This is a genomic window from Bdellovibrio sp. 22V (assembly GCF_030169785.1).
In the GTDB taxonomy this organism is placed as follows: Bacteria; Bdellovibrionota; Bdellovibrionia; order Bdellovibrionales; family Bdellovibrionaceae; genus Bdellovibrio.
In genome coordinates, this window is record NZ_CP125854.1 from 2797584 (window position 1) to 2811503 (window position 13920).

General features: G+C 48.0%; 12 protein-coding genes. 5 read left to right on the forward strand and 7 right to left on the reverse strand.

From position 1 onward, the window contains the following. Positions 1-91: 91 nt before the first annotated feature. The 3 genes from QJS83_RS13525 (at position 92) to QJS83_RS13535 (ending at position 4181) form a co-directional block, all read left to right on the forward strand. Positions 92-2137: a hypothetical protein gene (locus QJS83_RS13525; protein ID WP_284605470.1), complete on the forward strand. Its 2046-nt coding sequence runs from the start codon at positions 92-94 to the stop codon at positions 2135-2137. 20 nt (positions 2138-2157) lie between these two features. Next, positions 2158-2724 carry a PorT family protein gene (locus tag QJS83_RS13530; RefSeq protein ID WP_284605471.1) on the forward strand — a complete coding sequence of 189 codons (567 nt, stop codon included), beginning with the start codon at positions 2158-2160 and terminating at the stop codon, positions 2722-2724. A 344-nt stretch (positions 2725-3068) separates the two neighbouring features. Next, positions 3069-4181: a PorV/PorQ family protein gene (locus tag QJS83_RS13535; RefSeq protein ID WP_284605472.1), complete on the forward strand. Its 1113-nt coding sequence runs from the start codon at positions 3069-3071 to the stop codon at positions 4179-4181. On the opposite strand, the gene QJS83_RS13540 is transcribed toward QJS83_RS13535, so the two are convergent. After that, the gene (locus tag QJS83_RS13540) at positions 4178-4861 is read right to left on the reverse strand and encodes a hypothetical protein (RefSeq protein ID WP_284605473.1); all 684 of its coding nucleotides are present in this window, start codon (positions 4859-4861) and stop codon (positions 4178-4180) included. The two genes, QJS83_RS13535 and QJS83_RS13540, sit on opposite strands and share 4 nt — an antisense overlap. 165 nt (positions 4862-5026) lie before the next feature. Here QJS83_RS13540 and QJS83_RS13545 point away from each other — a divergent pair, with 165 nt between their 5' ends. Beyond that, positions 5027-5818 carry a hypothetical protein gene (locus QJS83_RS13545; RefSeq protein ID WP_284605474.1) on the forward strand — a complete coding sequence of 264 codons (792 nt, stop codon included), beginning with the start codon at positions 5027-5029 and terminating at the stop codon, positions 5816-5818. An 81-nt stretch (positions 5819-5899) separates the two neighbouring features. Beyond that, positions 5900-6118, forward strand: coding sequence for a hypothetical protein (locus QJS83_RS13550; RefSeq protein WP_284605475.1), 219 nt, complete (start codon positions 5900-5902; stop codon positions 6116-6118). A gap of 64 nt (positions 6119-6182) precedes the next feature. Here the strand turns inward: QJS83_RS13550 and QJS83_RS13555 are convergent, their stop codons facing one another. From QJS83_RS13555 to QJS83_RS13580, 6 genes are all read right to left on the reverse strand, one after another. Then, complete coding sequence (locus QJS83_RS13555) at positions 6183-7031, reverse strand: KGG domain-containing protein (RefSeq protein WP_284605476.1); 849 nt, start codon at positions 7029-7031, stop codon at positions 6183-6185. A 116-nt stretch (positions 7032-7147) separates the two neighbouring features. Then, the gene (locus tag QJS83_RS13560) at positions 7148-8320 is read right to left on the reverse strand and encodes an MFS transporter (RefSeq protein WP_284605477.1); all 1173 of its coding nucleotides are present in this window, start codon (positions 8318-8320) and stop codon (positions 7148-7150) included. Next, positions 8317-9348, reverse strand: a complete 1032-nt coding sequence (gene galE, locus QJS83_RS13565; protein ID WP_284605478.1) for a UDP-glucose 4-epimerase GalE — start codon at positions 9346-9348, stop codon at positions 8317-8319. The genes QJS83_RS13560 and galE overlap by 4 nt, the downstream gene beginning before the upstream one ends. Positions 9349-9356: 8 nt before the next feature. Continuing rightward, positions 9357-10508 carry a UDP-galactopyranose mutase gene (gene glf / locus QJS83_RS13570; RefSeq protein WP_350158894.1) on the reverse strand — a complete coding sequence of 384 codons (1152 nt, stop codon included), beginning with the start codon at positions 10506-10508 and terminating at the stop codon, positions 9357-9359. Between the two features lie 5 nt (positions 10509-10513). After that, the gene (locus QJS83_RS13575; protein WP_284605480.1) at positions 10514-12676 is read right to left on the reverse strand and encodes a sugar nucleotide-binding protein; all 2163 of its coding nucleotides are present in this window, start codon (positions 12674-12676) and stop codon (positions 10514-10516) included. Continuing rightward, positions 12673-13833 carry a glycosyltransferase family 1 protein gene (locus QJS83_RS13580; RefSeq protein ID WP_284605481.1) on the reverse strand — a complete coding sequence of 387 codons (1161 nt, stop codon included), beginning with the start codon at positions 13831-13833 and terminating at the stop codon, positions 12673-12675. Before QJS83_RS13580 ends, QJS83_RS13575 begins: the two co-directional genes overlap by 4 nt. Positions 13834-13920 lie beyond the last annotated feature (87 nt).

Consider the following 13920-nt stretch of genomic DNA (forward strand, 5'->3'; position numbering starts at 1 on the left):
CGAGAACTCAAAAGCAGTGTGTTTTTTACGCGCTTGCATTGTGGACGGCAAGAACCGAGGCATAAATTCAAAGGCATTGGTGGAGGATGACATGAGAAATAGTCTTGTGCTGTTTTCATTCTTGCTGTCTTTTGCGGGAGAAGCGCAAGACAAGCACGCATCTGCCGTCTTATGGCCCCAAGACTTCAAGATTTCAGAAAAGCACACGGTGACGGTTTATCAGCCGCAAGTAGAAGCCATGTCCGACACTCAAATAAAAGCACGCTCGGCAATGCGTTTGACGGAAGACAAGAAAGATTTCTACGGAAGTTTTGCCGTGAATGCTATAGCCCTGATCAGCAAGGATACGGGAACTGTGGCTCTTAAGAATTTTCAGATCAGCGACTTGCGGATTCCAACGGCCAAAGTCGACCTAGAGAACATTCGGACGGAGCTCGAAAAGAAACTCAACGAAAAACCTCGCCTGGTTTCGTACAAGTTTTTGGTCGATAATTTGACAAATTCTAACGTCCAAGAAAAACACATATCGACAGCGGTCAGAAACACGCCTCCGGATTTTATCTTTGTGAAAGAGCCAAGTATCCTTATAAGGATATCGGGTGATCCCGTGTGGAGTCCCGCAAAAGGTGCCAAGGAAGTAGAACGCATTATCAATACAAGTGCTCTTATCATGCATGAACGCGGAAAAAATGAATACTATCTTTGGGCCTTAAACAAATGGTTTTCGTCGGGACAGGTGTTAGGTCCTTATAGCGTGGCAAAAAAAGGACCCTCGTCTAAATTTGTGATGATCAAAGATGATCTGGTGAAAGGGAAAAAAGTCGATCCCCTTGAAGGCAAACAGACGGATGGCAAGCCTCTTTATCCGGCGAACGTCACGCCGAATATTATTGTCACGACACGCCCCTCAGAGCTTTTACAGAGTATGGGAGATCCTCAGTACGCGGCTGTAGAGGGGACATCGCTTCTTTTCATGTCGAACTCGCCGAATTCAATTTTTTTGAATACAAAAAATCAAAACTACTACGTGCTTGTCGCAGGCAGATGGTTTCGTTCCACGACTCTTCAAGGTCCGTGGGACTACGTCAGGGGCAAAGAACTGCCTCAGGATTTTGCCAAAATTCCGGTGACAAGCCCGGTGGCGGAAGTTTTGGTTTCGGTGCCTGGAACACCTCAGGCAAAAGAAGCTTTGGTCGTCAGTCAGATTCCACAGACGGCCCAGGTAAAGCGAGACTTAAAACCCAAAGAAATTTCTTGCGACGGAGAAAAAAAATGGCAGGCGATTTCCGGTACGTCATTGCAATTTGCGAGCAATTGTAACACGCCCATTATTCAGCTGGGATCTTCGTTTTATGCCGTTCAAAATGGAGTGTGGTTTTCTTCAACTTCGGCCGAAGGACCGTGGGTTGTTGCTGTAGCTGTGCCGTCGGAAATTTATAAAATTCCGGTATCTTCTCCGATTTACTATGTCACTTTTGTGAAGGTCTATGGCTCGGCAGAGGACATGGTCACGGTGGGATACACGCCGGGTTATCATGGTACGTTTGTTTCCGCTGATGGCACGATCGTCTATGGAACAGGCTATGATTATACCTCTTACATCTCAAGCACTCAATGGTATCCAGCGCCGACCACTTATGGTTTTGGTGTGGGATATGGGTGGGGCTACGATGACGGATTTTTTATGGGTTTTGCGATGGGTTCTCTTATGTATCCGTGGGGCTGGGGATATTGTTGTTACGGCCCTACGTTCGTAAACGTCAACGTGACGAACACATATACTCAGTGGGGTAAGCACTCCGTTATCTCAGGGCCTGCCGGTCGCGGGATTACAACAAACACCGTCGGTCAAACGAAGTTTTATCGTGGCAACTATCGCGACAATCTCTATGCGAGTCACGAAGGCCAAGTGTATCGCAAAGCTGACGGCGGATGGCAAAGATATGTCGGTCCTGGGTCGTGGTCCAATGTCGATAAAGCCGGTGTCTCTGCGAATCTCGATAAAATTCACGAGGGTGCTAAAGAAGAACATCTGGCAAATCCCCCTACCGGAAGAAGCTTTAACATTGAAAGCAGACCGCATCTTAATGGAGGTGGTTTTCGTGCCGGAGGTTTTCACGGAGGCTTTCGCCGCTAACTTTTATTAAAGGAGTATCTATGAACTTGAAAGGGTTATTAGCCTTTTTTATTTTCTTCGGTTTACACGAGGTCCACGCAGCCACCGACTACGGTTTTGAAATAGGCGGGCGGCAGCAGGCCGGCGACGTGATTGGCTTGAATTTCTCCGCGAATTCACAGTGGGGTTTTCAAGGAGGGTTCTTTGCGAATATAGCCACAGAACAGGGACCCGCGCATTTTCGTACGGGGATTCTTTATACGCAAAGACCGCTGCAATCACACAACGATGTAACCGGAAATGAAATTGATTTCGATCTCGACTATTTGGACATTCCAATAGCTCTTCTCATACGGCCTTCTGAAAAATTTGGTGTTTACATGGGCTTCATCACCAGTATCAATCTTTCCAAATCGTGTTCGGGAGATCCCGCCTGTCAGGTTCTTGACGTAGATACGCCGAATTTTCCCGTTCTGTTTGGCTTTTTGTACAAGGCGACTCCGAAGTGGGGGCTGAATTTTTATATTGATGGAGGAAATGGTTACGTCGCCCGCGGCTTGGCAGACTACAAAGCGGTTGGATTAAACCTTTCATTCGCGCTTGATTAGAAAATTGTTTTTTCTTTTTATATGTACCCTTTGTATCGAAGCATGGGGGGCAGGGAAATTTGTTGGAAGACGATAAAAGTTTACCGTTTGATGACACGTCTTTCATTCGGGAAGTGCCTTTTTACAACTTGAGCATGTTCGGGCAAATGGGAGACTTGAGAGGCTATGAAACGGGAAAATACCGCGACAAGATGATGCGGCTTAGGTTTGCGCTTTCGAATTGCAGAAAAGAACCTGGTCGATTTTCGTTTCGATGCTGCTTATGGGGATAAGAAAATTAGTTATTACTTCAGCGTAGGACAGGCATTCTAATGAAAAACAAAATATTTTTTTTCGGGCTGCTCATGATGATGCCTTTTTTCGCAAAGGCACAAGAGACCGTCAGTTTTACCGTGCATCACTTTTATCAATCGGTTCGTGCCCTTGGCATGGGAGATGCTTTCGTTGCTATCAACAACGATGAAAGTTCTTTTTATTATAATCCGGCGTCTCTTTATTTTAGCGATCAAAAAAGTGTCAGCTTAAGCCTAGATCTTGGCGCGTCTCCCGACACCGTCGATTTTGTTAACGACATCAATGACATTCAGTCATCAAGTGGCAGTGAGACTGATAAACAGGGTGAATTGATTGATCTGCTTACACGCAACTACGGCAATACTTATACGGTGCGCACGAAACTTTTTGAAGTTTTATGGAACCGGGAAGATTGGGCCTTTGGTTTTATTCCGCTCGACACCACCGTAGAAGCAACTCTGCATCAACAAGTGGGACCTGCCGTCAATACCACTATTTTCGGAGACACCAGCATCACCGCGGCGAAAGGCGGGGAGTGGACAGGGTTGTTGCCGGGAACTCTCGGTTGGGGTGTTTCAGGAAAGATCGTCAATCGACTCTATTTTAGCGAAGCTGTCAGTGCCTCGGAGCTTGCGGCGAATGAAAATGTTATTTCGCGTGAAGATATTTCTGAAGGGTATACGTTCGATTTCGATGCAGGTCTTTTGTGGGCGTTGCCTGAATCCGAACAAGGTGCCACTGTGGGTTTAGTCATTCGCAATATCCTGAATCTGGGTTTTAAAAATTCATTCGGTCTTATTCAAACAGCCAACGAAATTGACCCGGAACCTTTGCATCGTGTTGTCGACGTCGGGTACAGCATGAATCTTCCAGCGTGGGGAGAGTGGCAGGGGCGTTGGGCTTTTGATGCGCGAGATATCGGTCATCCCAACATCAATTGGAAAAAGATGACACATCTTGGAGTCGAAATCGAAAGACCGTTTCTTGAAGAGTCGACGTTTGCCGTTCGTGCCGGATTCGGCGAACTTTTATGGAGCGCTGGCTTCACGGCTAGATTTGGATTTTTCTCGTGGGACTTTGCGACCTACGCGGAAAACGTCGGAACCTTGGAGATTGACCAGGATAGCCGTCTTTACATCACCAAATTCAAATTCATTTTTTAGAAAGCGCCGGTCTCCCATTGTGTAAGAAAATTGACCGCGACCACCGCAGGATCGCCTTCCGCACTTCTAAAGTGATTGCAAAGTTTTTCGTTCGGAACGTTGCCTTTCACCCGGCAGCTGTTCTGAGAAATGGCCAAGACATTTTCACCAATTTCCTTGATAGCCTCTAAATTGGCGGGATCGACGCTGGCTTTCATGGCGGCAATCGCGGTTTTCATATCAGCGGCTGTAGGGGGATTGTCTCTATCCCAAGTTAAGCCGCCCGCTTGGGCAATGGTTGTTGCGATGACACTCAAAGCGCCAAACAGACGAAGACTGCGCTGTTTTGAACGGAAGCAATCTTCATTCGTGTCTTTGGCGTACTCCCGATTGTCTTCAGGAGTGGGCTTACTTCCGAACGTAAAAATCGCCAGCAACGCCGCCATACCCTGGCTGGGATCATCGAGTTGCTGAAAGGAACGTCTGAATTTATCTCCACGGCCGAAGTCTTCAGAAATAAATCCGGCAGAGCAGCGCAAGACGTAAGAGTAGGGAGTATGAATATCACTAATCTCCGCAAGACACGCATGCGCTTCATCACGTCCGGCGTTGTCGAGGCAAAACTGTGTTTCACCTAATTTTTGCGGATCACCTTCTGTGCATGAACAAAGAACTAATGATAGTACAATCAGCCAGCGCATGGTCTTCTCCTTCAAGAGTATTGAAACTTAGATGGAGGTTCCTTCCAATATGTTCTTTCGCGAAAACGGAAAATTGTTTTTTTGCGGGGATTAGGGCCGGTATTTCCTTCGCGGCAAGAAGTGTGGAGTAATGAGCTTATGTCGAAAGTTGTCGGGAGGCCTATTGTGTTATTAGGAAAGACATTTCTTACCGTTGCGATCTGTATTCATTGCGCTCCGTGGATTGCTCAAGCCGCGGTCAGCTCAGATGATATGAATAAATCCAACAATCCGTTAGCTCCGATGGTAGGACTTAATCTGCATGACTATATAACGTCTTCTATTTTTGACACAGATGAAACTTCAAATAGTTTTAATCTGCGGGGCGCCTTGCCGCACCTTTTGGGCGGACACCCACAGCTAGCAAGGCTGACGGTGCCTTATCAAACTGTGCCTGAGGCGGGCGGAGATCAAGTCAGCGGGTTGGGAGATATAAACCTCTTTGACATCTTTCTTATGAAAGCAGGAAATCTGGAATTAGGTGTCGGTCCTTACTTTATTTTTCCCAGTGCTTCAGAGGACGAAACGGGGGCAGGCAAATGGCAACTCGGGGCATCGGGAGTTGTGATTGCGCCGCAGACGTGGGGCATGGTGGGTGCGCTTTTGACCTACCAGCACGACGTCGCGGGTGACGACGATCGACCTACGCAAAATATCGCAACTCTGCAGCCGCTAGTGATGCACAATCTGCCTCAGGCGTTTTACTTAAGATCGACAGGAATCTGGTATTTCAACTGGGAAACCGGCGACTATTATCTTCCGATTGGTTTAGGAGTCGGTAAAGTATGGAAACTGGAAAGTGGAATCACACTTAATCTTTTTGCAGAGCCGCAATGGACCGTGGCGCACGAAGGGGACGGAGTTCCTAACTATCAGACTTTTGTGGGTCTCAATTTTCAATTTCCGATAACAAGGTAAATCCAGCTGCTGAAAGACATGCACGCCAGGACTCGACGTGGCTCTCTTCCCTTGAAAAAATGAAAAATGGGAGGAAACCATATGCGTATATCAACATTGCTTCTGATAGCAGCGGCAGCCGCCGGAGTTTATGCTCTGGCTTCAAAACAAACTCAAAAAGGGCCTTCATCGCGAAGACGGCCTGAAAGACGCACTCTCGAAAACGATCGTGTGGATGAGACGTCGGATGATTCATTTCCCGCCAGTGATCCGCCTTCATGGAGTACCGGGACGTCTTCGTCGCGAGGCTTACCGCACTAACCCTCGGAAAATAAAAAACGGAATCCCTCAGGATTCCGTTTTTATTTTTTCTTTTTAGCAGATCTTAGTAACGAGAAGACTCGCGATAAGATTCTCTTTCATCATCGAAATCGCTGTCTTCATCAGAGTATTCGTTTTCATCGAAATCCTCGTCTTCGTCACGCTGCCAGTTGCCGCTAAGGCCGCGACGAGATCCCGCGCGCATTGTATCGTCGTCTTCGCCGGTTTCAAAATCTTCGTCATAGTTTTCGCTCCAATCACTGCGACCACGGCCTCCGCCACGGCTTGTGGAGCGCGATTCTTCGGAAGCGTATCTTCCGCCGCCGCGTGAAGAAGAACGATCTTCGTCGTAATAGTCTTCGCTGCGACTGCCTCTGCCGCCACGGCCACGCTCCTCAAGGTACTCGTCGCTATAGTAGTCGCCACGTCCTTGGCCGCCGTGCGAAGCTCTGCCGCCCATGGATGAAATGCGACGATGTTCGTCTTCTGACATAGAAGCAAATCCGCGGCCGCCACCGCGAGAACTTGAACGAGATGATGAACGATCTTCATCGTAATCGCGAGAAGAGCCACGGCCTCCTTGCGTCGAATAGCCTCGACCGCCACCACGAGAACTTGAACGCGATGAAGAACGATCTTCATCATAATCCTCGTAAGAAGATGATCCTCTTCCGCCGTGCGAAGCTCTGCCTCCCATAGCTGAAATACGACGATGTTCTTCTTCAGACATGCCGGCGAAACCACGGCCGCCGCCGGAAGATCTTGAGCCTCCTCTGGATGAAGAAGAAGCGGACATGCCGCCGCGTGAAGAGGATCTTGAACGAGAACCTGACGTACTAGAGCGGGATGATGAAGAACGACCTCTTCCACCGGAAGAGCTGCCTCTGCTGCTTGTAGATGATCGAGTTGCCATTGAAATGACCTCCTGTTGGTGACCGGCGGAACCGGTCTTGTTAATATCTTTTGGCTTTATTCTGCGACGGCTGAAGAATGAAATCTCTTTGTAAGTTGTTACTTTGCCTTGGTCCGTTAGGCCTGGGGTGTCACTTTTCTGCGGTGAAAGAAATAGGCGTAAGTATTTGTCAGAAAATAGGACACCAGCAAAAAGAAGAGTCCGCTAAAGAAAGCCTGCTTGATGCCAAAACTCTGCGTCAATTTTCCGACAGTCAGATGCATGACAATCAACATGAAAGAATCCATCGCCGTCATATATGAGATAGCGCTATCGAGATCCTCCGGAAACTCTGAAGATATAAAGGAGATCGACAGAGGATAAAACGGTGCGATAGCCAATCCTGTTAATGGCAGAAAAAGAGGATGGACAAAAAGACCTAAAACGATCAGCACCGCTGTACTCAAAAGAGAAATTGAAAGTTGTTGCCGGGTCGGGAGTGAAAACTTATAGGCCGCAAAGAACAACCGGCCTGCCAACATTCCAATAAAAAAATACGTGACGTAAAGACTTGCGGCCTCCAGAGAATAATTCATTTCCCGCCGCATGTAGAGGGCAAGACGGGAGGAAATCAAAACCTCTGCAGCGACATTGAAACTCACCATGCTCGCCAAAAAAATTTGCGGCAAGGCATGACGGTGCGAAGTGGGGGCGGGCGGCGGCGGCGTTTCATTTCTGTCTTCGTTATCGAAAAGAGGATGCTTCGCGCGCAGAGAATAAGAAAAAAGAAACAACGGCCCCAAGCCAGCTAGAAGAAAAGTCCAACGCCAGTTCGGAGTCGCCAGCGCCACAGCCGCAGCGGCGAGCGGCGCCAGAAAACTTGCCAAACCGTACATTGCATGAAGTCCCGACAGAAACTGTTGTTTGCGTTCTGCTGACGCAGCTAAGGGCACAAGGATGTTCGGGACAAGAGCCAAAATTCCCTGACTGATGCCGCTGATAAAACTAAACGTTAAGAAGAAAGCAAAGTTCCGTGAAAAAGCCATACCGGCTAAGGCCAGAATGGCGATGATAGCGGCGACTTGCAGGACATTTTTTCGGTCAAACTTGCGCAAAAAATGGCGTGCCAGATAACTGGCGGCAAAGCCCGATAAAGAACTCATTGCAAACATCCACGAGCCGACTGTGTCACTGACTTTGTAGTTCGCAAGAATCTCGGGGAAGAGAGGTCCCCGGATATTGTCCGTGAAGCCATAGACGAAAAGGCTCATATAAGAAAGAATGATATAAGGCCACGCTGTTGTTTTCATAGCGGAGGCAGTGGGCCCCGGTCTGGGGACGAGCCTTCTTCCGGTTTCCTGTATCCTTGCGGTGTGTTTTTATGCCAGTTCCAGGCATCGCGCACAATATCTTCGATTTTGGGGAACTGTCTTTTCCAACCAAGTTCTTTCTGAATTTTTTTACTGCTGGCGACAAGAACGGCGGGATCTCCGGCACGTCGGGGCTCGCGAGCGATCTTAAATTTTTTCTGAGTGACGTTTTCGCAGGCTTTGATCACATCCAAAACAGAAAAGCCGTTTTCACTGCCGACGTTGTAGGTACGTCTTTGTCCCGGCTGCAGCGACTGCAAAGCTAAAGTGTGGGCGCGAACAAGATCCATGATATGCACGTAATCACGCACGCACGTTCCATCCGGGGTCGGATAGTCGTCGCCATAAACTTTGACTTCCGGTTCTAAAGAATGTGCGGCCTTTAAAATACGGGGAATAAGATGACTTTCGGGTTCGTGATCTTCACCCATCGTACCGTCGGGGTGCGCTCCGGCGACGTTGAAATAGCGAAGCACCACGTAACTTAAATCATGGGCTTTGGCGAAATCTTCCATCATCATTTCACTCATCATTTTGCTGCGGCCGTACGGATTGATGGCCGCTAAAGGATGCGTTTCATCCAATGGCGTTTTCAACGGTTCGCCGTACACTGCGGCCGTTGACGAGAAGATAAGTTTTTTTACGCCCGCATCGTGCATGGCGTGCAGCAGATTTAAAGTGTTGCCGAAATTATTCTGATAATACTTGCGCGGATTTTCGACGCTTTCACCGACTTCGATGTGTGCGGCGAAATGCAGAACCGCTTCCGTGCCTTGAGTTTTGAAAGTTCTTTTTAAAAGTTCGAAGTTCGCCGTACTTCCATGCAAAAAGATCGCGCGCTTATCAATCGCTTCGTGATGTCCTTGCGAAAGATTGTCTAAAACCAAAACCTCATGTCCTTGATCCAGAAGTTCGCGCACGGCGTGACTTCCAATGTAACCAGCTCCGCCTGTAACCAAGACTTTCATAAAACCTCCTATATAGGACGTTGACTGAAGCGCGGCCACTCGGAGCTTTCTTTGTTCAGGCAGATTTCCGCCAAATCCAAAGATTCTCCGATCACCACGTGCATATCCAGATAGCGATAAGTTCCCAAGCGACCGATGAAGGTCACCTTGTCTTCGTGCTCAATAAGGCTGATATATTTTTCTAAGAGGGCGAGATCTTCTTTTAAGCGCAGGGGATAGTAAGGTGTGTCTTCAGGCCCAGCAAGGGCGCTGAATTCTTTAAAGCACACGGTTTTTTCATGAGTCTCCCAAGGGGCAAAATGTTTGTGTTCAGTGATGCGCGTAAACGGCACGTGTTCTTCGCAATAATTGATGACGGGATTACCTTGATAGTCTCCGTCTTGTTCGAAGCGTTCAAATTTTAAAGTGCGATAACGAAGCCGTCCCAGTTTAAAGCGGAAATATCCGTCGATAGGTCCGCTCCAAAAAATGTGTTTATAAAGGCTTTTGTCTTCCGGTTCGAGGCGTTTGTTGAGCTTCACCGTAATAGCCGGGTGATCCAGAATTTTTTCGACAATGCGAGTGTAGCCCTCGATGGGAATTCCCTGGTACTTTTGATTGTAGTAGTTATCGTCGTAATTAAAGCGAATGGGCAGTCTTTTCAGAATAGAGGCGGGGAGTTCTTTGGGATCCACGCCCCATTGTTTTTTTGTATATCCGTGAAAAAAGTTTTTATATAAATCCGGACCGAGAAATTTCAACGCTTGCTCTTCAAAATTTTGGGGATCGGAAATGGATTTGTCGGCAAGGCCTTCAATAAAAGCTTCTGCTTCTTTGGGCTTCAGCTGTTTTTTAAAAAACTGATTGATCGTCAGCAAATTGACGGGAAGAGAGTAAACGCCTTTTTCTGTAATCGCTTTGACGCGATTAACGAACGGTGCGAACTCGGACCATTGATTGACGTAATCCCAGACATCTTTGCGGCTGGTATTAAAAATATGCGGGCCATAGTGATGTATCATAATACCTGTGCCCGTGTCGCGCGTGGTGTGACAGTTCCCAGCAATGTGCGGGCGTTCGTCGAAAAGAGTGACTTGATATCGTCCGCTTTCGGCAAGTTTTCTTGCTAAAACGGCGCCGGCAAAACCTGTTCCTGCAATTCCTATTGTATCCACACTCATTCTCCTTAAATCATGACTTCGATTTGATGAAAGTAATTTTCCAAAGCGTGATCCAAAGACGGCAAAACTTTGACGCGTTCACTGAGTAAAGCGCTGTTCAGAGGCCGACGGGCGACGTGCTGAAATTCCGCGAAACTGCGCTTCACCAACAAACCTTGTTTGTGAGGCGCATGCCGGCGAACCGCCATTGTGGCAAAGTCGGACCAAGACACCTGATCGCCGTTGGCGACGTGGATAATCCCATTTTCGCGATCTAAAAGAAAATCCAAGGCGGCGTTTGCAAGGTGTGGAACATAAGTTGGAGAGATCTTCAGATCGTGCGCCACATAGAATTTTTTATTCTGTGAGATCGAACGGAGACATTGAGTCACGAAATTGGCGTCGTCCCAGGGACCAAAGAAAGAACTGGTGCGAATGACCAGAGCTTTGTCATAGGCGGCGAGCACTTTTTTCTCAGCCTCCGCCTTTGAGCGTCCATAGACATTAAGCGGTGCTATGTCGTGACTTTCCAGATACGGCTCTTTGTTTTCCCCGTTAAAAACCAGATCTGAAGAGAAAGTCATAAATTGAATTCCTAAAAGGGCACACTCTTCAGCAAGAAACTGCGGACCTTCAACATTTTGGCGGTAGCAGAGTTCCGCTTCGCTTTCAGCTTGGTCGACCTTGACGTAACCAGCGGCATTGATCACCGCCCACGGACGGAGTTCCTGCAAAACTTTGCGGATGTTGTGGCGATCAGTAATATCCAAATCTTTTCGTCCCAGAATATGAAAGGAAATATCGCGGGCGGCGCACGTGCGCGCAAAAGCCCGTGATAGAGTTCCTTGGCCTCCTGTGATTAAGAGCGGTCGTCCGGATTTTCGCAGGGGAGAGTGTAAAACATTTTCCGGCATCGCCATGATGATACGACGATTGTTTTTCCACCAGCCTTCGGTTTCCAACACCGGATGTTCGAAGGCGCCTTTGGTTCCCAACCCCGTCGTCATTTCAGACAGCAAGGTCGGGCGGGGATTTCCATTGGCGGAACGCAAGTCAAAAATTCCCGTTTCATAAAAACGATTGTCTTGGGTGCACAGCATGTTCCAGTCAAAACTGCCCAGCAGACTCCATGCCGTGACGGCCTGAATATCAACGCCTTCATTTTTGAGATCAACGGCGGCCTGCCAGACTTCGTGAAGCCAGCGCATTTGCGATTCGCGATAACCGCGAGCATGCACTTCCGTCACGGCAATAGGACGGTGATAACGGTTCCACACATCCTGCAAAACGTCTTTCACCGGCAGAGGTTGCGCCTGGCCCGTATCAATGGCACCGACGTCGACATAAGGTTCAAACTTGTTTCCGCCATGCAGAAACGAAGGATAAAGATCCACGCGATGATCCAGGAAGCGATTGCTTAAAAGATAATGATTGATACCAAGAATATCCGGCGGGCACGCATTATCTTGCAGCCACTTTAATTCGTCCGGGTGAAGAGACTGGGTCAGATAGTCATACATAGGATGATGTGTATTCACAAGACCGCTTAAAAGATCGAAACTGAGCCAACGCCGTTCATTGTCGAAATCGCGCTGATACGCAAGTTTTTCCGTACTTTGTGTTCGCCCCATGTCCTCTGTTTGAATCAATCGTGCGCGCGGATTGAGTCGGCGAATTTCCTGCATCGACAAAATCGTTGCTTTGCATTGATTAAAGAGCGCGCGAATAAATGCGCCGTCATTCGCCTGGTGCGGATACCAGTGACCGTACAGGCAACTGAAACGCGCCGTTGTCAAAATCTCATTCACGGGAGTGAAATCTTCAATCCATGGATATCTTTCGGCCACGTTGCGGGCGAAAAACGCCAACTTTTCGGGAAATTGCGGATCTAAAAGATTTGTGTGCATCGGCCCGCTGCCGTGATGAAGAAATCCCGCAATGGGCGTGAGATTGAGTCTTTCCAGATGCGCAGCTCGTTCATCCGTCCACCTCCAATCCCAAATATGCGGAAGGGGTTGCACCATTTCCCATAAAAAAGGATAACGAATGCGCTTCGCTCCCATTTGCGCAAAAAGCTGAAGATCCTCAATACGGGTAAGATGACCGTTCTTATAGAGTTGGTTGTGATATTGATCTCTAACCCGATTGAGAGTGCATTCGACACCTATCCACAATTGAAGATCTGTCACTCAAGAACTCCGTACATTTTTGAAAATTTCTGGTCGATCTTTTTTCTGTAAAGTTCGTATTCGAGTGCCGCCATTTTCCCCCAGGTTTCGTCCCAGGAAATATGTTGCAGAAACTCGTCATGGCGGGGCCAGTGCGTGCTTTTGTCAAAGGTCTGAAAAATATTTTCGGCGGCGGCAGTAAACGTGTCTGCATCATCGGCAATCGCAACCAATTTCTGAACGCCATAGGGATGAACGACGTCGCGAATTGACGTGGAAATGACAGGCAGTCCTGCCGCGAGGTATTCTGGCGTCTTTGTCGGGCTGATAAAGCGAGTCGCTTCATTTTTCGCAAACGGCATCAAAGCACAATTCCAGTTGGCAAGGTACGCGGGTAGTTCCGCATACTTCTTCATTCCTAAGTAATGAATGTTTGGCCGCTGCGGTAAAGTGGCCGGATCGATTTTCACGACCGGGCCGATCATGATGAATTGCCACTGGGGACGGCGCTCTGCCATTTTGGCAAGAAGATCAATATCCATACGCTCGTCGATCACTCCGACAAAACCCAGGCGCGGGAAAGGAATATCTTTTTGATCGTCGGGATCAGGCTGTTGCGTTCGCGCCTGTGCAAAATGAGCGGCGTCAATAGCGCTTGGAAAAGGATGTATATTGTTGTGACGGTCTTTTTTGGCTTCATAAAGTGAATGACCGCCTGTAAAAACCAGATCCGCTTTTTGCAAAAGTTCCGATTCCTGGTGAATCAAAGCTTGCGGCGCACCTTTGAATTTGGACAGCTCGTCCATACAGTCATAGATCGTGATTTCCGCATTGAGATGCGAAGAAAAATGCAAAGCCATTGGCGTGTAATACCAGGCACTGTAGTTTTCAATCATTTCGTCTTCAAGAAGACGGTCTAAGAGATTTTTTTGCGTCTGCATCTGCTGTTCATGCGTGAACGTTTCCGGCACACGCGCGGCTACAACGGTCACACCTTCTTGCGTTTGTCGCAGTTCTATTTTTGGATGTGTCACCTTGTCGAGATGGGGTTCTTCGATAAAGTACACCCGGCGGTGGGAAACAAAGCGGGACATAAGATGTTGCGGTCTTTGAAAGACGAAGTCCCAGCGAAGATGACAAAAAACGAGAAGATCCGAAGGCGCGCATGATACATTCATTGTGTTATCCTCCACATTTTTTAAAATCTCTGACTTGTTTGGTGTAATAGAAAATATGAAGTGACCCTATTGGACTTGCAAAAGAAT